Annotated in this window: 15 protein-coding genes; 9 read left to right on the forward strand and 6 right to left on the reverse strand. The window is 72.1% G+C overall.

The genetic code is table 11. From position 1 onward, the window contains the following. Nucleotides 1-21 precede the first annotated feature (21 nt). Nucleotides 22-3,036, reverse strand: a complete 3,015-nt coding sequence (locus BFN33_RS41430) for a BTAD domain-containing putative transcriptional regulator (protein ID WP_069765392.1) — start codon at nt 3,034-3,036, stop codon at nt 22-24. Between the two features lie 113 nt (nt 3,037-3,149). Then, nucleotides 3,150-3,335, reverse strand: coding sequence for a 50S ribosomal protein L28 (gene rpmB / locus BFN33_RS41435; protein ID WP_069765393.1), 186 nt, complete (start codon nt 3,333-3,335; stop codon nt 3,150-3,152). A gap of 257 nt (nt 3,336-3,592) precedes the next feature. On the opposite strand from rpmB, the gene BFN33_RS41440 reads away from it, so the two are divergent. Then, the gene (locus BFN33_RS41440; protein WP_069765394.1) at nt 3,593-5,275 is read left to right on the forward strand and encodes a DAK2 domain-containing protein; all 1,683 of its coding nucleotides are present in this window, start codon (nt 3,593-3,595) and stop codon (nt 5,273-5,275) included. A 13-nt stretch (nt 5,276-5,288) separates the two neighbouring features. Here the strand turns inward: BFN33_RS41440 and BFN33_RS41445 are convergent, their stop codons facing one another. Further along, nucleotides 5,289-8,225 carry a tetratricopeptide repeat protein gene (locus BFN33_RS41445; protein WP_069765489.1) on the reverse strand — a complete coding sequence of 979 codons (2,937 nt, stop codon included), beginning with the start codon at nt 8,223-8,225 and terminating at the stop codon, nt 5,289-5,291. Nucleotides 8,226-8,242: 17 nt separating this feature from the next. Next, complete coding sequence (locus tag BFN33_RS41450) at nt 8,243-10,069, reverse strand: HSP90 family protein (protein WP_069765395.1); 1,827 nt, start codon at nt 10,067-10,069, stop codon at nt 8,243-8,245. Between the two features lie 168 nt (nt 10,070-10,237). On the opposite strand from BFN33_RS41450, the gene recG reads away from it, so the two are divergent. The 8 genes from recG (at nt 10,238) to mutM (ending at nt 17,459) form a co-directional block, all read left to right on the forward strand. After that, on the forward strand, nt 10,238-12,448 hold the full coding sequence (recG, locus tag BFN33_RS41455) for an ATP-dependent DNA helicase RecG (protein ID WP_069765396.1): 2,211 nt from the start codon (nt 10,238-10,240) through the stop codon (nt 12,446-12,448). A gap of 40 nt (nt 12,449-12,488) precedes the next feature. After that, nucleotides 12,489-13,076 carry a 16S rRNA (guanine(966)-N(2))-methyltransferase RsmD gene (gene rsmD / locus BFN33_RS41460; protein ID WP_069765397.1) on the forward strand — a complete coding sequence of 196 codons (588 nt, stop codon included), beginning with the start codon at nt 12,489-12,491 and terminating at the stop codon, nt 13,074-13,076. Next, nucleotides 13,073-13,582, forward strand: coding sequence for a pantetheine-phosphate adenylyltransferase (gene coaD, locus BFN33_RS41465; RefSeq protein WP_079141304.1), 510 nt, complete (start codon nt 13,073-13,075; stop codon nt 13,580-13,582). The genes rsmD and coaD overlap by 4 nt, the downstream gene beginning before the upstream one ends. Nucleotides 13,583-13,639: 57 nt before the next feature. Then, nucleotides 13,640-14,701 carry an ATP synthase F0 subunit B gene (locus tag BFN33_RS41470; protein WP_069765399.1) on the forward strand — a complete coding sequence of 354 codons (1,062 nt, stop codon included), beginning with the start codon at nt 13,640-13,642 and terminating at the stop codon, nt 14,699-14,701. Nucleotides 14,702-14,833: 132 nt separating this feature from the next. Continuing rightward, complete coding sequence (locus BFN33_RS41475) at nt 14,834-15,478, forward strand: DUF177 domain-containing protein (RefSeq protein WP_057616496.1); 645 nt, start codon at nt 14,834-14,836, stop codon at nt 15,476-15,478. A gap of 2 nt (nt 15,479-15,480) precedes the next feature. Beyond that, entirely contained in the window at nt 15,481-15,654 is a 174-nt protein-coding gene (gene rpmF / locus BFN33_RS41480) for a 50S ribosomal protein L32 (protein ID WP_006139588.1), read from the forward strand. 19 nt (nt 15,655-15,673) lie between these two features. Then, nucleotides 15,674-16,492: a ribonuclease III gene (gene rnc / locus BFN33_RS41485; RefSeq protein WP_069765400.1), complete on the forward strand. Its 819-nt coding sequence runs from the start codon at nt 15,674-15,676 to the stop codon at nt 16,490-16,492. A gap of 106 nt (nt 16,493-16,598) precedes the next feature. Next, nucleotides 16,599-17,459 carry a bifunctional DNA-formamidopyrimidine glycosylase/DNA-(apurinic or apyrimidinic site) lyase gene (gene mutM, locus BFN33_RS41490; RefSeq protein ID WP_069765401.1) on the forward strand — a complete coding sequence of 287 codons (861 nt, stop codon included), beginning with the start codon at nt 16,599-16,601 and terminating at the stop codon, nt 17,457-17,459. Here the strand turns inward: mutM and BFN33_RS41495 are convergent. Both BFN33_RS41495 and BFN33_RS41500 read right to left on the reverse strand, forming a co-directional pair. Next, complete coding sequence (locus BFN33_RS41495) at nt 17,432-17,833, reverse strand: helix-turn-helix domain-containing protein (protein ID WP_069765402.1); 402 nt, start codon at nt 17,831-17,833, stop codon at nt 17,432-17,434. The two genes, mutM and BFN33_RS41495, sit on opposite strands and share 28 nt — an antisense overlap. Nucleotides 17,834-17,911: 78 nt before the next feature. Next, the gene (locus BFN33_RS41500) at nt 17,912-18,997 is read right to left on the reverse strand and encodes a CAP domain-containing protein (RefSeq protein ID WP_069765403.1); all 1,086 of its coding nucleotides are present in this window, start codon (nt 18,995-18,997) and stop codon (nt 17,912-17,914) included. Between the last annotated feature and the right edge of the window lie 9 nt (nt 18,998-19,006).

Raw genomic sequence — 19,006 nt, forward strand, 5'->3', positions numbered from 1 at the left:
ACGGGACCGCTGACCGTCCTCCTACCGTTCGCTGACCGCTGCTGACCGAAGGGCGCGGCCGTGCTCGAAGGCCTTGTCGTAGGCCTCGGGCGACAGTTGTCGCCGTACGGACTCCTTCGTCCGTACGACATCGGGGTCGCCCTCGGCCGACGCGCCCCGCAGACCCTCGGCGGCGCCCAGGAGTTCGGCCGCCCGGCCGGGGTGCGGGGCGACGGAGGCCAGGGCCTCGGCGACGGCCGCCAGGGCGAGGAGGTCCGGGGCGTCCAGGGCCTCCAAGGCGTGCGTGCGGGCCTGGCAGAACCAGTCGCGGGCCTGCTCCGGGTCGCCCTCGGCGGCGGCCGTGTGGCCGAGGCCGATGAGGATCAGGACGGTCTCGCCGGCGCTGAACCAGTTCGCGGCACAGGCTTCCAGGGCGCTCTCGTAGTGCACGCGCGCGTGGTGCCCGTGCCCGGAGAGCCGGGCCGAGTCGCCGAGACCGCGTCGGGCGGCCGCCACCTTGTCCGGGGCGCCCCCCGCCCGGGCCAGGTCGGCGGCGCGCGAGAAGTGCGCCACCGCCTCCTCGGTGTCGCCGCGGTACAGCAGCACGGTGGCCCGGGACCGCAGCAGGTCGGAGGTCTCCTCGGGTGCGTCCAGTTCCCGGACGTACTCCAGGCCCTCGTCGAACAACTCCAGGGCGCGGTCGTACTCGCCGCGCCGGCCGGCGAAACCGCCCAGCGGGTCCAGGCAGTTGGCCATGCCCCAGCGGTCGCCGGTCGTACGGAAGCCGGCCAGCGAGCGCGCGAACGTCGCCTCGGAAGCCACCGGATCGCCCTTGAACTGCGCCTGGTAGGCGAGCCCCAGATCCAGCAGCGCGCGGCCCCAGGGCCGGTCGCCGACCTGGACGGCGAGCAGGTCGTCGTTCACGGCGTACAGCGGGCCGCCCGCCAGCGACCACAGGACCATCGTGAACGGCAGCCGCAGCGGCCCGTCCAGGGCGTGCATGAGGGCGGCCACGCGCGCGATGCGGCCCGGTTCGCCGGGGTCGTCGCCGCGGCCGGTGACGGTGTTCATCAGGCACAGGGCGTACTCCTCGGCGAGGCCCGGGGGAGGGGAGTCGCCCAACGCCGCCAGCAGGGCGTGGGCCAGCGGCACGCGTTCGCCGTGCGGGGCGCGCAACCGCCAGAACCAGGACAGGGCCGCCATGAGCCGCAGGGCGTCCTCGGGAGCCGTCGCGACGAGATGACGCAGGGCCGCGTCCAGGTTGTCCCGCTCGGCGTCCAGGCGGGCCAGCCAGGGGAGTTGGCCGCCGCCGCGCAGAGCCGGTTCCGCCCGCTCGGCCAGCTCGCGGAAGTACGCGGCGTGGGCGTCCCGCAGCGGCCGAACCCGGTCGCACCGCTCGGCGGCGAACGCGCGGATCGTCTCCAGCATGCGGTAACGGCCCTCGGACACCTCCAGGAAGGACTTCTCCACCAGCGAGGCCAGCAGGTCCTCCGGGTACGGGGTCGCGCACACCGTCTCGACCGCCTCCAGGCCGGCCCCGCCCGGGAAGACCGTCAGCCGGCTCGCGAGCTCCCGCTCCTCGTCGTCCAGCAGGTCCCAGCTCCACTCCACGACGGCCCGCAGGGTGCGGTGCCGGGGCGCCTTGGAGCGGTCGCCGCGGTTGAGGAGGCGGAACCGGTCGTCCAGGCGCTCCGCCAGTTCGTCCGGGGTGAGAGTGCGCAGACGCGCGGCCGCGAGCTCGATCGCCAGCGGCAGCCCGTCGAGGGCCGCGCAGATGCCGGCCACACGCGCGTGGCTCTCGAATCCGGGGCGGACGGCCCGGGCGCGGTCCAGGAAGAGCCGCACCGCGGGCTCGGGCGGCAGCGGCGGCACGGGCACCACGACCTCGCCCGTGATGCCGAGGGACTCGCGGCTGGTGGCGAGCACACGGACGCCGGGGCAGGCCGCGAGGAGCCGGGCGGTGAGCCCGGCGGCCTCCTCGACGAGGTGCTCGCAGTTGTCGAGCACGAGGAGCGACTCGCGGTCCTCCAGGGCGGCCAGCAGCCGGTCCGTGCCGTCGGTCGCCGGGGTACGGAAGCCGTCGCGCACCCCGAGCGCGGTCAGGACGGCATAAGGGATGCGGGTGGCGTCGGTGAGCGGCGCGAGTTCGACGAAGCACGCGCCCGCGTGGGCCTGCGTGGCCTCGATCGCGAGCCGGGTCTTGCCCGCTCCGCCGGGGCCCGTCAGCGTGACCAGCCGTGCCTCGGACAGGGCCCCGGCGATCCGGTCGAGCTCGGTCTCCCGGCCGACGAAACGGGTGAGCTGGGCGGGGACACCCTTCCGGCGCTCGGTTCGCCGCCCTCGCAGCAGCTCCAGGTGCAGCGCCGACAGTTCGGGCGAGGGATCGGCGCCGAGTTCGTCGGCGAGCGTGCGCCGGGCCTCCTCGAACACCGTGAGCGCCTCCGCTGGCCGCCCGTCCGCGTGCAGGGCCCGCATCAGCTGCCCGTACAGGCGCTCGCTCAGCGGATATGCGGACAGCAGCGTCCGCAGCTCCGGTACGAGTTCGGGGCCGCAGCCGAGCGCGAGATCCGCGTCGATCCGGTCCTGTACGGCGGCCAGCCGGAGCTCCGCGAGCCGGGCCCGCTCGGCATGCGCGTCCGGGAGGTCGGGCAGGGCCGGGCCGCGCCACAGGGCGAGGGCGTCCCGGAGCGCGGCCGCGGCCCGCTGGTGGTCTCCGGCGGCGAGAGCGGCCCGTCCGTCCGCGACAAGCTTTTCGAACTGGAGAGCGTCTGTCGTGTCGGCGGTGACGGCGATGCGGTAACCGGCCGCCGTCGCCTCGATCTCCGTGTGCGGGGCCAGACGCCTGCGGAGGCGGGAGATCTGCGACTGGAGGGCGTTGGCGGCGCCGACGGGCGGCTCGGCGCCGTAGAGGCCGTCGATGAGGCGTTCCACGGGGACCGTGCGGCCCGCGTCGAGGAGCAGCAGGGTGAGCAGGGCGCGGGGACGGGGGCCGCCGGGGTCGACGCGGACGCCGTCGTCGGTGCGGATGTCCAGGGGGCCCAGGATGCCGAAGCGCATTCACCGGATTCTGGCAGCTCGGCCGGTCCCGGGACACGGCAAAAAGCCGGCCCACCTCTCGGTGGACCGGCTCAGTGCAGCGAACCAGCAGCGGCCGCGCGCTTAGCTGTGCGTCAGCGCGAGACCTTGCCGGCCTTGATGCACGAGGTGCAAGCGTTCACGCGCTTCGGCGTCCCGCCGACCACGATACGGCGTCGCTGGATGTTCGGGTTCCAGCGACGGGACGTACGGCGGTGCGAAAACGAGATGTTGTTGCCGAAGCCCGGCCCCTTGCCGCAGACGTCGCAGTTGGCAGCCACGGGTCACTCCAAAGACTTCAGATGCACTTACGGTCGGATCCCGGCAAGCCTGGATCGAGATCGTAGGATCAGAGATCTGAGTGGCACTGCCAGGGGGAATGGCCCGATCGGGATCGGGCAACCGGAGCAGCATACAACGACTGCGCCAGTAGAACGAAACTACCATGGCTGACCAGCCACTCGTTCCCGGCCCTCTTCCGGTGGACACCCGCCCGGGGTCTACGCTGCGTCCAGTCCAGCAGCCCGAGGAGGCGCAGGTGGCACACGTGCCGCAGACATTCTTCGATGCTCTCGCGGTGCGCACCTGGTGCGGTCTCGCGCTGCGGGCCCTGGGCCGGGCGCGCGAGGAGATCGACGCGATCAACGTCTACCCCGTCGCCGACGGGGACACCGGCACGAACCTGTATCTGACGGCGGAGTCCGCGTTCGCGGCCGTGGAAGCCGTGTTCGAGGGCCACGACGCCCATGGCTCGGGGAAACCGGCACTGGCGGACGCCGCGCGCGCGATGGCGCACGGGGCCCTCATAGGCGCCCGCGGCAACTCGGGCACGATCCTCGCCCAGCTGCTGCGGGGCATGGCCCAGGTGCTGGCCGCCGACGGTGAGACGGCTCACACGGACGGCGAGGGACTCCGGCTCGCCCTGCGGCACGCGGCCGACTCCGCCCGCCAGGCCGTGGCCCACCCCGTCGAGGGCACGGTCCTCACGGTCGCCTCGGCCGCCGCCGACGCCGCCGGGGCTGCACAGGGCGACTGCGGGACGGTCGCCCGGGCCGCCTACGACGGTGCGCGCGCCGCCCTAGCCGCGACACCCGGCCAGCTGGCCGTCCTGGAGCGGGCCGGGGTGGTGGACGCAGGCGGGCGAGGACTGGTGGCGGTGCTGGGGGCGCTGGTGGAGACGTTCACGGGGGAGGCGCCCAGGGCGGTGCCGGTCACGAGCGGGACGTTTCCGGAAGCGGGCTCCGCCGAAGCCGCCACGGCCGCCCCCGACGAATGTGCCGACGCCCCGGGCACCGGTGGGCCCGCCTTCGAGGTGATCTACCTCCTGGAGGCCGACGACAGGGCCGTCGCACGGCTGCGGGAGCGGCTCGACGGGCTCGGGGACTCGCTCGTGGTGGTCGGCGGCGACGGCTTGTGGAACGTCCATGTGCACGTCGACGACGCCGGCGCCGCCGTGGAGGCGGGCATCGAGGCCGGGCGGCCGTACCGGATCCGCGTCACGCACTTCGCGCTCGGTGACGTGCACACCACCGGCGCCGAACGCCTGCCGCGCGAGCGCGCCCAGCGGGCCGTCGTCGCCGTCGTGCCCGGCGAGGGCCTGGCCGGGCTGTACACCGAGGCCGGCGCGACCACCGTGCTCGCCCGCCCCGGGGAGCCGCCCGCGAGCGGGGAGCTCGTGGAGGCCGTACGGCGTGCCCACGCGCGCGAGGTCGTGCTGCTGCCCAATGACGCCGACCTGCGCCACACCGCGGCCGCCGCGGCCGAGCAGGCCCGCGCGGAGGGCATCCGCGTCGCGCTGATCCCGACGCGCTCCGCGGTCCAGGGCATCGCGGCGCTCGCCGTGCACGAGCCGGAGCGCCGGTTCGACGAGGACGTCGTCCAGATGACCTCGGCGGCCGGCGCGACCCGCTACGCCGAGGTCGCCGTCGCCGAACGCCAGTCCTGGACCATGGCCGGCATCTGCCAGGCCGGTGACGTCCTCGGCCTCATCGACGGGGACGTGGCCGTGATCGGCTCGGACGTCACCGTCACGGCCGAGACCGTCCTGGACCGCATGCTCTCGGCCGGCGGCGAACTGGTCACCCTCGTCCTCGGCGACGAGGCCCCCGAGGCGGTCGCCGACCACCTGGAGACGCGCGTACGGGAGTCCCACCTCGCCGTCGACACGGTGGTGTACCGGGGCGGACGGCAGGGAGCCGTGCTGCTCATCGGGGTCGAATAGCACCCCTGGGCGCTCAGCCGTCCTGCTCCTCCATGAGCCCCATCATCTGCTCGGCCTCGGCCCGCCGGGCCCGCGCCGTCTCGTCGTCGCGGGCCTCGCCGGAGCCGTCCGTGCCGCCATAGGCGTCGAGCACCGCACGCGCGCGTGCCGCCGCCTCCGCCGGCCGGCTCAGATCCGCCGCCAGCCAGCCCGCCGCGAGCTCGGCACCGGTCCGGGCGTCCAGGGCGTCGTCGCCGAGCGAGGCGAACACCACGATCGCCTCCACCACCTGGGCCAGCGACTCCTCCAACACCGCCCGGATCGAGTCGTCCTCGGCGTCCTCGGGCACGGAACGGGCCAGCAGGTCCCCGAACTGCCGGTGGGTGTGGCCGAGTTCGCCGACAAGCCGCTGCCACGCCTCCTCCTCGGCCCGCGTCTCACCCAGCGCGGCCTCGCACTCCCGGACCGCCTCCGCCATCAACTCCCGTGCCCCGTCGGCCCCGTCCTCGACGCGCAGCGCCAGCCACGCGCGGGCGCGCAGGGACCGGATCAGCCCGTGGACGTTGCCGAGCTCACGCCACAGGCCGCCCGCGCGCGCGTACGCCCGGTCGGCCTCGGCGGGCAGACCCGCGGCCCCGAGGGACTCGGCGGCGAGGTGGGCGAGCGTCGCGTGGTCGTGCTGCTCGGGCCAGTGCCGGGCGATCTCGGCGGCCTGCAGACGCCGTTCGGCCGCCTCCCGGTGCTCGCCCAGCTCGCTCAGACAGTCACCGAGCCACCACTGCGTCTGTACGACCGCTCCGTCACCGTGCGTCTCGGCGCTCAGGTCGGGCAGCGCCGACTCCAGCACCTCGGCGGCCTCGGCCCACCGGCCCTGCCGCAGCAGGAACCCGCCCAGCTGGTGTCGGGCCAGGGCACCCAGCGTCGGGCCCTCCCCGGCCTCGTCGGCCCAGTGAGCGGCCTCCAGGGCGTGCTCGGCCGCCTCCTCGTCGAGCCCCCGGCCGCCGACGACCTCGGCGAGCTGGAGATGCAGCTGGGCCCGCCCGATCGCCTCCAGGTGCGGGCCTCCGTGCTCAAGGGCCGCCCGCAGCGCCCGCTCCGTCCCCACCGGATCGCCCAGATGGTGCAGGAGCCCGGCCAGCCGGGCCTCGTACTCCACCGCGAACCACGGCAGGCCCGCCTCGACGAACCCCGCCACGGCCCACGTGAACAGCTCTGCGGACCCCTCCACGTCCCCGGCCCGCGAGGCCAGCTCCGCCAGCATCGCCTGCGCCTCGGCGACCCGCGCGGCGAGCCGTACGTCGTCCCCGGTCCGCCCCTCGACGAGCGCGAGCACCTCCCGCACGGCCTGCTCCGCCTCCGGGAGGGCCGCGTCCTCCTCGGCCTCGTGCACCTGCCGCATCAGGATGCGCGCCCGGGACATCAGCACCGACGCCGTCTGCAGTACGCCCGTGTCGTCCACGGAGTACAGCGCGAGGACCTCGTCGTACAACCCGGCGACCACGGTGAGCGCCTCGTCGACCTCGCCCGCCAGCGCGCGTACGTAGGCGGCACGCGCGCGTGCCGCGAGCGACTCGCCGGGGTCGCCCGCCTCCGCGTACAACTCGGCGGCCCGCTCGAACAGTTCGGTTCCCGCGGGACCCAGGTCCATCGCCTGGTGGTCGGCGATCTCCGCCCGGTCGCGCGGCTCGAGCTTGACGCCCCGTGCGGCCCTCGCGACCGCCGCCCACGCCTCGACGGCGTTCGGCTGCAGGGTGTCCGACAGCCGCCGCGCCTCGGCGATCAGCGCGGGCAGACCGGGCTCCTGAGCAGTCACCGGGACCGGTGGCGCGACCGGGGTGGCGGCCGTCCGGACCGCCCGCACTCCCAGCGGCAGCCGCTCCACCAGCGGGCGCTGAGCCATGCGCGCGCGTGCCCGCTCGCTGACATGCGGGGTGCCGTTGCGCTCGTCGAAGCGGGCGGCCAGCGCGAGCGCCTCCGTGCGCGCGTGGGCGGCGAGTTCGGACGCGGTCCACTGCCGGCCCGCGGGCCCCGGCACCGGCCGGTCGCCCAGGCCCAGCTCGGTCAGCCGGTCCATGAGCAGGGCCACCACGGCCGTGAAGTCCAGCCTGCTGCGCGGATGCCCGTCGTCGGTGAAGTAGGCGGGACGCTCGGCGAGCAGCTCCAGACCGCGCGCCTCGTTGCCGCTGAGGGCGCAGAACTCGACATGGTCCGCGTAGGCGCTGCGCATGCTCTCCATGGACCGCACGAGCCTGAAGCCCCGCAGATGGTTGGCGCGCGCCTCGTCGAGCCGGCCCAGCCGCAGCAGCGGCGTCAGCGAGGAGGCGAGGACCGCGTGCGGCTCGTGGGCGCAGGTGAACTCGCCCTCCAGAACCGGCGCCCACAGTGCGAGCGCCTCCTCGTCCCTCCCGCACTGCGTCTGCCACCAGCCCTGCTCGTGCAGCTCACAGGCGTGACAGTCGGCCATGGCGTCCCGGTCTGCGCCCAGCCACGCGGCGTACGCGCGCTCGGCCCGCGCCAGGTCCCCGACATGCGCGGCCACGCTGTACTCCGCGCTGCGCACGGCCCGTTCGGAGTGCCCGGCCAGCCGGTAGCGGTGCTCCATCTCGCCGAGCCACTTCTCCATGGCGGCGAGCGGGACGTGCGGCTGGTCGAGCATGCCGGTCGTCATCCACTTGAAGACCCAGTGCAGGGAGTGCGTCTCGTACTCGTCGAAGTCCTCCGGCCGCTCGTCCCACATGCGCAGCAGCCGCGCGAAGGGGACGAACATCTTGGCCTTCTCGGAGCTGTAGTTGTAGACCTTCAGCTGGTGCCCGAGCGCCTCGATCACCGCGAGCGGGATGTTCAGCTTCTCGGCCTCGGCGAGCAGCTGCTCCGCGCGCGCGTTGCGGGCGGGCCCCTCCGGCTCCTCGGCGTTCTCCGCCATCGCCCGGCGCAGGGCGTCGAAGCCCGTGACCCCGTGGTCGCCGTCCATCCCGTCGATCCCGCTCGTCACGGGCCCTCCTCGCCGTTCGTGGCCCACTCCAGCAGGCCCATGAAGGCCCGGTTCAGCAAGGCCGAGTCCGCGGGCCTGAGCGGGCGCTGGGCCATCAGCAGGGCCTGCCCGTACAGGGACTCGGTGGCGGTGCCGATCAGGTCCGGATCGCCGAGCGCACCGATCCGCCGCACCAGCGGGTTGAGATGGTTAAGCACCAGACGCGCGCGTGGGGCGCTGCCGCGCAGCGAGCCGAGGATGCCCGCCCACAGGTCGTCGGCGCGGTCCTCGGCCGCCGCCCGCGCCTGCTCGTGCCGGGCATCCCGGTCGTCCAGGTGCAGCGCGGGCACGGACAGCGGCCGGAACGCGCGCAGGACCACGTCACAGCCCAGCGGATCGAGCCTGGCCCGCGCGGCCGCCAGGAAACCGGCGAGCGCCAGCTCCTCGGCCGGGTCGACCAGGTCCATGTGGGCGGTGACGGTGTCCGCGTCCAGCTCGGAGACGACCGTCCCCGGCCGCACCGAGGGCAGCGCCTCGACCAGGTCGCTGTCGTACGTGTAACCGCCGTTGACCACCCCGACGCCCTGCGCGGAGGCGATCGGCGCGACCTGCCGGTACTCCTCGACGGTCCGCGTGAAGTGCACCACCGGGTGCCGCTGCGCGAACTCCTCCAGCGACAGCCGCCCGTCGGTCGTCTCGAACGGCAGCCACGGCAGCATCGTGCGCAGCATGTCCGTGTCGTGCCGTGCGAGCGACTTCACGCCCAGGTGGTGCACGGACAGGAAGGCCGCGAGCCGTTCCGGGTCCCCGGCGGCGAGGCCCGTCAGCCAGGACCTGATCCTTTCCCCGAGGGCCTCCCGTACGGCGGCCAGCGTCTCGTCCTCGTACAGCGACTCACGCGAGGCCGTGGGACGCAGGCTGTCGGTGTCCAGGACGCAGCGCACGAAGAACGCCCAGTCCGGCAGCAGCTGTTCGGCCCGCTCGGTCAGCAGCATGCCCTTGAGATGGACGCGATGGGTCGCCCGCTGGGCGGGGCTGACCGCCGAAGGAAGGACGTAGGCCACGCCCCGGATCCCGGCGAGCGGCACGTTCAGCTCGATCGAGTCCAGCGGGGTGAAGCCGAACAGGTCGTGACAGTGCCGGGCCAGGGCCACCCTGCGGGTGGCGGGGGAGGGGTAGGGCCGGTCCCAGGGGGCGGGCAGGTCGGTGACCGCCTCGTCGCCGACCCGGACGTCGTACGGCAGCAGGGAGCCGAAGTCCCGCGCGAGCCGCAGGACCCGCTCCGGCGTCAGCCACTCGCCGGCGCCCGCCCGTGCGACCAGGTGCACGGTGGTCCCCGGCTCCGGACGGGCGTCGGGGGGCAGCGTCCGCACTTCGTACGAACCGTCGTCGCTCGCCGTCCACTCCACGGGCGGCGCGTCCGGCGTACGGGCGCTGCGACTGACCACCCGGATCCGCTCGGCGACCACGAAACACGCGAGCAGCCCGATGCCGAACTGGCCGAGGAAGTCGGAGCGGGCCTCCTGAAGTCCCTCGGCCCGCTTGGAACTGCGTCCGATGGTGGCCAGCAGGCTGTGCACGTCCGCCTCGGTGAGCCCCACCCCGGAGTCCTCGACCCGCAGGGTGCCGTTCTCGGCGTACAACCGCACGCGGGCCGGGGCGTCCGGCTGTTCGGCCCGGCGGGCCGTGATCGCGTCCACCGCGTTCTGGAGCAGTTCGCGCAGATAGACCTTGGGGCTGGAGTAGAGGTGATGGGAGAGGAGGTCCACCAGACCGCGCAGGTCGACCTGAAACGTATGAGGCTGCTGAGGTACCTGGGGTGTCTGTGAGGTCTGGGAATCCATCGTCGCAGCGCCGGTGGGAGGAACGTTCGCGCGGCGCGGGGTCGGGCGGTCCCGGGTGGGGCGGGGATCCGCGGGGATGGCCGGAGCGGGCCATCCTAAGTCCCCAACCAGCCGTCTGACCAGGGGTTTCCCACTATGTATACGGCAATGTCAGTGGCGTGGTGTGCAATGGATCTCGTGCCCGCACTGGAAGAACCGTTGAAGAAGGTGCTCGGCCCCGCCACCGCGAAGGTGATGGCCGAGCATCTCGGCCTGCACTCCGTAGGCGACCTCCTGCACCACTACCCGCGCAGATACGAGGAGCGGGGGCAGCTGACCCACCTCGCCGAGCTGCCGATGGACGAGCATGTCACCGTGGTCGCCCAGGTCGCCGACGCCCGTCTGCACACCTTCGCCTCCGCCAAGGCACCGCGCGGCAAGGGCCAGCGCCTGGAGGTCACCATCACGGACGGCAGCGGCCGCCTCCAACTGGTCTTCTTCGGCCACGGCGTGCACAAGCCCCACAAGGAACTCCTGCCCGGCACCCGCGCGATGTTCGCCGGAAAGGTCTCCCTCTTCAACCGCCGCCTCCAACTGGCTCATCCGGCCTACGAGTTGCTGCGCGGGGCCGACGACGAGGCAGCCGAGACGGTGGAGACCTGGGCGGGCGCCCTGATTCCCATTTATCCCGCCACCGCCAAACTGGAGTCCTGGAAGATCGGCAAGGCGATCCAGACGGTCCTGCCGAGCGCTCAGGAGGCGGTCGATCCCCTCCCGGAGTCGCTCCGCGAGGGCCGCGGCCTGGTCCCACTCCCCGAGGCACTCCTCAAGATCCACCGCCCGCACACCAAGGCCGACATCGCCGACGCCCAGTCGCGCCTCAAGTGGGACGAGGCCTTCGTCCTCCAGGTGGCCCTGGCCCGCCGCCGCCACGCGGACGCCCAACTCCCGGCGGTACCGCGGAAACCCGCACCGGACGGCCTCCTCTCGGCCTTCGACGACCGACTGCCCTTCACCCTCACGGACGGGCAGCAGAAGGTCTCCAAGGAGATCTTCGACGACCTGGCGACGGACCATCCGATGCACCGCCTGCTACAGGGCGAGGTCGGATCTGGAAAGACGATGGTGGCCCTGCGCGCCATGCTCGCCGTGGTCGACGCGGGCGGGCAGGCCGCCATGCTGGCGCCCACCGAAGTGCTCGCCCAGCAGCACCACCGGTCGATCGTGGAGATGATGGGGGAGCTGGCCGAGGGTGGCATGCTCGGCGGTTCCGAGCAGGGCACCAAGGTCGTGCTGCTCACCGGTTCGATGGGGACGGCCGCCCGCCGGCAGGCCATGCTGGATCTGGTCACCGGTGAAGCCGGGATCGTGATCGGGACGCATGCGCTGATCGAGGACAAGGTGCAGTTCCACGACCTGGGTCTGGTCGTGGTCGACGAACAGCACCGGTTCGGGGTCGAGCAGCGGGACGCCCTGCGCGGCAAGGGCAAGCAGCCGCCGCACCTCCTCGTCATGACGGCCACGCCCATCCCGCGCACGGTCGCGATGACGGTCTTCGGCGACCTGGAGACCTCCGTCCTGGACCAGCTCCCGGCCGGCCGCTCACCCATCGCCAGCCATGTCGTCCCCGCCGCCGACAAGCCCCACTTCCTCACCCGCGCCTGGGAGCGGGTCCGCGAGGAGGTGCAGAACGGCCATCAGGCCTACGTCGTCTGCCCCCGCATCGGTGACGCGGAGGACGACCCGAAGAAGGCCAGGAAGTCCGCGGAGGACGAGGCCGAGAAGCGCCCGCCGCTCGCCGTCCTGGACATCGCCGACCAACTGGCCAAGGGCCCCCTGAGCGGCCTGCGGGTCGAGGTGCTGCACGGCCGGATGCACCCGGACGACAAGGACGCGGTCATGCGCCGCTTCGCCGCGGGCGAGACCCACGTCCTGGTCGCCACCACGGTCATCGAGGTGGGCGTCAACGTCCCGAACGCCACGGCGATGGTCATCATGGACGCCGACCGCTTCGGCGTCTCCCAGCTCCACCAGCTGCGCGGCCGGGTGGGCCGGGGTTCGGCGGCGGGTCTGTGTCTCCTGGTCTCGGAGATGCCGGAGGCGAGCCCGGCCCGCCAGCGCCTCAACGCGGTCGCCGCCACCCTCGACGGCTTCGAGCTCTCCCGCATCGACCTGGAGCAGCGCCGGGAGGGTGACGTGCTGGGCCAGGCCCAGTCCGGTGCCCGGACCTCCTTGCGGGTCCTCGCCGTGATCGAGGACGAGGAGATCATCGCGGAGGCGAGGCAGGAGGCGACGGCGGTGGTGGAGGCGGATCCCGAGCTGACAGGCCTTCCCGGCCTGCGCACAGCCTTGGACGCGCTCCTGGACGAGGAGAGGGAGCAGTACCTGGAAAAGGGCTGAGAAACTGGATCCGCAACCATCCCCCGAACAAGGACCGAAGATGACTCGCGTGATCGCGGGCAGAGCCGGCGGACGCCGCCTGGCCGTCCCGCCGGGCAACGGAACCCGTCCCACCTCGGACCGCGCGCGCGAAGGTCTCTTCTCCACCTGGCAGTCCCTCCTCGGCGGCCCCTTGGCGGGCGAGCGGGTCCTCGACCTGTACGCCGGCTCAGGCGCGGTCGGCCTCGAAGCCCTCTCCCGCGGCGCGAGCCACGCCCTCCTGGTCGAGGCCGACGGGAGAGCCGCCCGCACGATCCGCGAGAACGTCAAGAACCTCGGCCTCCCCGGCGCCGAGGTACGGGCAGGCAAAGCGGAACAGATCATTCAACAACCGGCGCCGACCGAGCCGTACGACCTCGTCTTCCTCGACCCGCCGTACCGAGTCACAGATCACGATCTTCGCGAGATTCTCCTCACACTCCGCACCGAACACTGGCTAGCGCCGCAGGCCCTGGTCACCGTGGAGCGCAGCACCAGAGGTGGAGAATTCCAGTGGCCGCCCGGTTTCGACGCGGTCAAGGCCCGTCGCTACGGCGAGGGAACGTTTTGGTACGGTCGCGCCGCCTCTACGTGCGAAGACGCACGATGACCGGACCGGAGAGCGAGGGATCTCAAGTGCGCCGCGCCGTCTGTCCCGGGTCGTTCGACCCGATCACCAACGGACATCTCGACATCATCTCCCGCGCCTCCAGACTGTACGACGAGGTCTACGTCGCGGTGATGATCAACAAGTCCAAGAAGGGCCTCTTCGAGATCGACGAGCGGATCGACCTGATCCGCGAGGTCACCGCCGAGTACGGCAACGTGATCGTGGAGGCCTTCCACGGCCTCCTCGTCGACTACTGCAAGGAGCGCGACATCCCGGCCATCGTCAAGGGCCTACGCGCGGTCAGCGACTTCGACTACGAGCTCCAGATGGCCCAGATGAACAACGGCCTCTCGGGCGTCGAGACCCTCTTCGTCCCGACCAACCCCACCTACAGCTTCCTGTCCTCCTCGCTCGTCAAGGAGGTCGCGACCTGGGGCGGAGACGTCTCCCACCTGGTCCCGCCGCTGGTCCTGGAGGCACTCGACAAGCGCCTGCGCAAGGGCTGATGGGACTACAGTCGTCCCGTCCGTCTCCAACACAGCTGTAGAGAGTGGCGAGCACAGGTGGACGTGCAGAACAAGCTCGACGAGATCGTCTCCACGGTCTCCGGTGCCCGGTCGATGCCCATGTCGGCCTCGGTGATGGTCAACCGCGCCGAACTGCTCGCGATGCTCGAAGAGCTGCGCCAGGCCCTGCCCGGTTCCCTCGCGCAGGCCCAGGAACTGATCGGCGACCGCGAGCAGATGGTCGAGCAGGCCCGCCAGGAGGCCGAGCGGATCATCGGGCAGGCGCACGCCGAGCGCGGCTCCCTGATCTCCGACACCGAGGTCGCCCGCCGCTCCCAGGCCGAGGCCGACCGGATCCTGAACGAGGCCCGCCAGGAGGCCGAGGAGGTCCGGGCGGAGGCCGACGACTACGTCGACTCCAAGCTCGCCAACTTCGAGGTCGTCCTCACCAAGACCCTCGGCTCGGTCGGCCGCGGCCGCGAGAAGCTCCTCGGCACCGGCCCGGGCGTCGACGAGAACGGCTACGAGGACGAGGACGCCCCCGAGCGCAGCCACGACCCCGAGACCCTGCGCAAGGACGCCGACTCCTACGTCGACGCCAAACTCGGCGCCTTCGAGGCTGTCCTGGCCAAGACCCTGGAGGCCGTCGGCCGCGGCCGCCAGAAGCTGCACGGCCGTATCGCCACCGACGACCTCGGCGCCCTCGCCGACGACACCTCCACCGTCCAGCACTCCAGCGACGCCGACTACCTGGCCGACCTCACCGCCCTCGCGGAGCAGGACGCCCGGACCCAGGCCCGCGGCCAGTCCGAGCAGCCGGACTACACCCAGCAGCCGGCGTACGGCTACCAGCAGCAGAGCGACGCCTACGCCGCCTATCAGCAGCAGCCCGACCCCTACGCCCAGCAGGACCCGTACGGCTACCAGCAGGCCGATCCCTATGCCTACCAGGGCTACGACCAGCAGCAGTACGACCCGAACCAGGCGCAGCAGGCCCAGCAGGCCCAGCAGACCCACCAGTCGCAGCAGAGCTACGCCCTGGACGAGACCAGCCTCTTCGACACCGGCATGATCACGCCGGAGCAGTTGAGGGCGTACGAGCAGGGTCGCGGCCAGTAGGAGAGCACCGGATTGGGCCGTGAGCGAAAGGTCCAGTATCCTGGCTCTTCGGTCGCGCGTACGTCCGCGATCAACGCTGCCCGGGAGCACCGAAGGGCGGCGACCCCCTGAGCTCGAAGATCGAAAGCAGGAATGGCCCTGAACGCCCGCCTTGACCACCGCAACCCTCTCGTGTTCGACACACACGAGCTGGGGCGGCGTCCTGGCGCGCTGCAGCGCCTGACCCGCGAGATCGACGCTCCCAAGGATCTCGGCATCCAGGGAGTGATCGGAGTGCCGGAAGGCGCCCCGGTCGTGCTCGAACTCCGCCTCGAGTCGGTCATGGAAGGGGTGCTTGTCACAGGCACCGCCCGTGCACAGGCCGAGGGGGAGTGCGTAAGGTGTCTGGAGCCGCTTGAGCTGGTGCTCGAAGCGGATTTCCAGGAGATGTTCTCGTACCCTGACGCCGACGACCGTGGCCGCGTGAAAGCGGAACCGGCCGACGACGCCGAGGAAGACGAGGACAGGCTCTTCATCGAGGACGGCTTGTTCGACCTCGAACCCGTGCTGCGTGATGCGGTGGTGCTCGCACTGCCGATGCAGCCGGTGTGCCAGGACGACTGTCTGGGCCTGTGCTCCGAGTGCGGGGCACGGCTCACGGACGACCCGGACCACCACCATGACGCCGTCGACATCCGTTGGGCGGCACTGCAGGGACTCGCCGGTTCACTCGAAGACGGCGAGAAGGACGAGATGAGCGGCGCCGAACCGGGCGTCGACGAGAAGCAGGAGAAGTAGCCGTGGCTGTTCCGAAGCGGAAGATGTCGCGCAGCAACACGCGCCACCGCCGGTCGCAGTGGAAGGCTGCGGTCCCCACCCTGGTTGCGTGCGAGCGCTGCCACGAGCCCAAGCTGCAGCACATCGCGTGCCCTGCTTGTGGCACCTACAACAAGCGCCAGGTCCTCGAGGTCTGAGCGGCTGGTGAGAGGCACTGTGTCCACGCCGAAGAAGAACGCGGGCGACAACCAGGCCTCGTCCCACACGCTGTTGGAAGGGCGGCTCGGGTACAAACTCGAGTCCGCCCTTCTGGTGCGTGCGCTGACCCACCGTTCCTACGCGTATGAGAACGGCGGTCTGCCGACCAACGAACGGCTGGAGTTCCTCGGGGACTCCGTGCTCGGCCTCGTGGTCACGGACACGCTGTACACCACCCACCCCGACCTGCCCGAAGGCCAACTGGCCAAGTTGCGGGCCGCGGTGGTCAACTCACGCGCACTGGCGGAGGTCAGCCGTGGGCTCGACCTGGGCTCCTTCATCCGGCTCGGCCGTGGTGAAGAGGGCACGGGCGGCCGGGACAAGGCATCCATCCTCGCCGACACCCTGGAAGCGGTGATCGGCGCGGTCTATCTCGACCAGGGTCTCGAAGCGGCCTCCGAACTGGTGCACCGCCTGTTCGACCCCCTGATCGAGAAGTCCTCCAACCTCGGTGCCGGCCTGGACTGGAAGACCAGTCTCCAGGAGCTCACCGCGACCGAGGGGCTCGGCGTGCCCGAGTACCTGGTCACGGAGACCGGCCCCGATCACGAGAAGACCTTCACTGCTGCCGCCCGCGTCGGAGGCGTCTCGTACGGCACCGGCACCGGCCGCAGCAAGAAGGAGGCGGAGCAGCAGGCCGCGGAGTCCGCCTGGAGGTCCATCCGGGCCGCCGCGGACGAGCGCGCCAAGGCGGTGGCCGAAAAGGCCGTCGAGGCCGTTGAGGTCGTCGAAGCCGCCAAGGACGACGAAGAAGGTCCGTCGTCCGTCTCCGACTGACGCCTGGAGCACCAGCGCGTCTGGAAGAACAGCGCAGCCGAGCGCCTGCCCCCGAACACCGGGGCGGGCGCTCGGTTCATACACCGGTCCGTGACGGGGGAGCCCCATGCCCGAGTTGCCCGAGGTCGAGGTCGTACGGCGGGGCCTCGCGCGGTGGGTCGCCCACCGTACGGTCGCCGAGGCCGAGGTGCTGCACCCGCGCGCGGTCCGCCGTCACCTCGCCGGTGCCGACGACTTCGCGCACCGCCTCAAGGGCCGCCGCGTCGGCACCCCGAGCCGCCGCGGGAAGTACCTCTGGCTGCCCCTGGAGGACACGGACCAGTCGATCCTGGCCCACCTCGGCATGAGCGGCCAGCTGCTGGTCCAGCCGCATGCCGCCCCCGACGAGAAGCACCTCAGGATCCGGGTGCGGTTCGCGGACGAGGTGGACACCGAGCTGCGCTTCGTCGACCAACGGACCTTCGGCGGGCTGTCGTTGCACGACAACACCCCCGACGGGCTGCCCGACGTCATCGCGCACATCGCGCGCGACCCTCTCGACCCGCTCTTCGACGACGAGGCCTTCCACCAGGCCCTGCGCCGCAAGCGCAGCACCATCAAACGGGCCTTGCTCGACCAGTCGTTGATCAGCGGAGTCGGCAACATCTACGCGGACGAGGCCCTTTGGCGCTCCCGCATCCACTACGAGCGCCCCACCGCGAACTTCACCCGCCCGCGCACGGCCGAACTCCTGGGCCACGTGCGGGACGTGATGAACGCGGCCCTCGCGGTCGGCGGCACCAGCTTCGACAGCCTGTACGTCAACGTCAACGGTGAGTCCGGCTACTTCGACCGGTCCCTCGACGCGTACGGCCGGGAGGGGCTGCCGTGCAAGCGGTGCGGTACGCCGATGCGCCGACGGCCCTGGATGAACCGGTCCAGCTACTTCTGCCCGAGGTGTCAGCGGGCGCCGCGCGTCACGTCGTAACGCTCGCGGGCGGCCAGGACGTCGTCCATGCGGCCCTCGACGAAGTGGATGAGGCCCAGCAGCCGCTCGGCGACCTCGCGGCCCAGCGGGGTCAGTTCATAGTCGACCCGGGGCGGGTTGGTGGGCTGGGCCTCGCGGTGCACCAGGCCGTCGCGCTCCAGCGCCTGGAGCGTCTGGGAGAGCATCTTCTCGCTCACGCCGTCGACCCGGCGGCGCAGCTCGTTGAAGCGCAGCGAGCCCTCGTACAGGGCGCCGAGCGTGAGTCCGCCCCAGCGGCCCGTCACATGCTCCAGCGTGCCGCGCGAAGGGCAGGCCTTGGCGAACACGTCGTACGGGAGGTCCTGCGCCTCCAGGGGCTGCTGCGTGGTGTCCATATCATGAGCGTACTGGAAAGCAGCGCTAACCAACAGATTGCACTAACCGGAAGTTAGTGCAATCTGCCTCAGTGTCCTCTAGTAGCCGAAGTCCTGCGTCCACCAGGGGCCGCCAGAACCGAAGACCACACCCACGCCCAGCGTCTTGAAGTCACAGTTCAGTATGTTGGCCTTGTGGCCGGGGCTGTTCATCCAGGCCTCCATGACCGCGGCCGGGTCGGACTGGCCCCGGGCTATGTTCTCGCCGCCGAGGCTGGTTATCCCGGCCTGCGCGGCCCGGTCCCACGGCGTGGCGCCGCTCGGGTCGGTGTGGTCGAAGAAGCCCTGGTCGGCCATGGCCTGGCTGAAGGCCCCGGCGAGATCGGCCAGCGCGCTGTTGGCGGCGACCGGGCTGCAGCCGACGTTCGCCCGCTCGGCGTTGACGAGCCTGAGCACCTCGGCCGCCGCGGCGGCCTCGGTCGAGACCTCCACCGGCGCGGTGGTCTCCTTCTTCGCCGGCTTCTTCTCCCTCTGGGAAGGCGTCGTCTTCGGCTTCTTGCTCGGCGGGGCAGCCGGCTTCTTTGTCGGCTTCTCGGCCGGTGCGGGCGTCGAGGTCGAGGCCGAGGTCGAGGGGGCCGGTGACGGCGAGGAGGCGCGGTCGGCATCCCGGCTCGTCGAGCTGCCGTCCTCACGGCTGTCGGCGCTGCCGGACGTGCCGCCCTGCTCGGCCGGGGAGTTGGTCGGCGAGCCCGCCGCCTGCACATCGCCGCCGGTGGTGCTGCCGCCGCCGAGCTTGTAGTTGTCCAGGCCGGGCACCACACCGGTGGCGACCGCGACCGTGCCGATCGCGACGGCCGCCGAGACCCCGAGCAGACCGGTCTTGACCGGCGTCACGAGGTTCCTCTTGCGCCGGCGGTGCGACCCACTGCGCCGGGAACCGTCGGCGGGCGTGTAGCCCTCGCCCCGGTAGAGCGCGTACTCCTCCTCCGACGCGAACAGGTAGGCGTCACTGCGCGCGTAGGGGTCGGGGTCCTCCTGGCCCGGGTACGTCGAGACGCCCACCGAGGCGAAGTTGTACGAGTCCTGCGGGTCGTAACCGCTCCCGTAGGAGCTGTGTGTCGCTGTTACCCCCGTGGCGCGGCCCGTGGCGGCGCGGCCGGCGGCGGAGCGTCGGTGGCGTCCCATGTGCTTGCC

The organism is Streptomyces sp. LUP47B (assembly GCF_001746295.1).
Classification (GTDB): Bacteria; Actinomycetota; Actinomycetes; order Streptomycetales; family Streptomycetaceae; genus Streptomyces.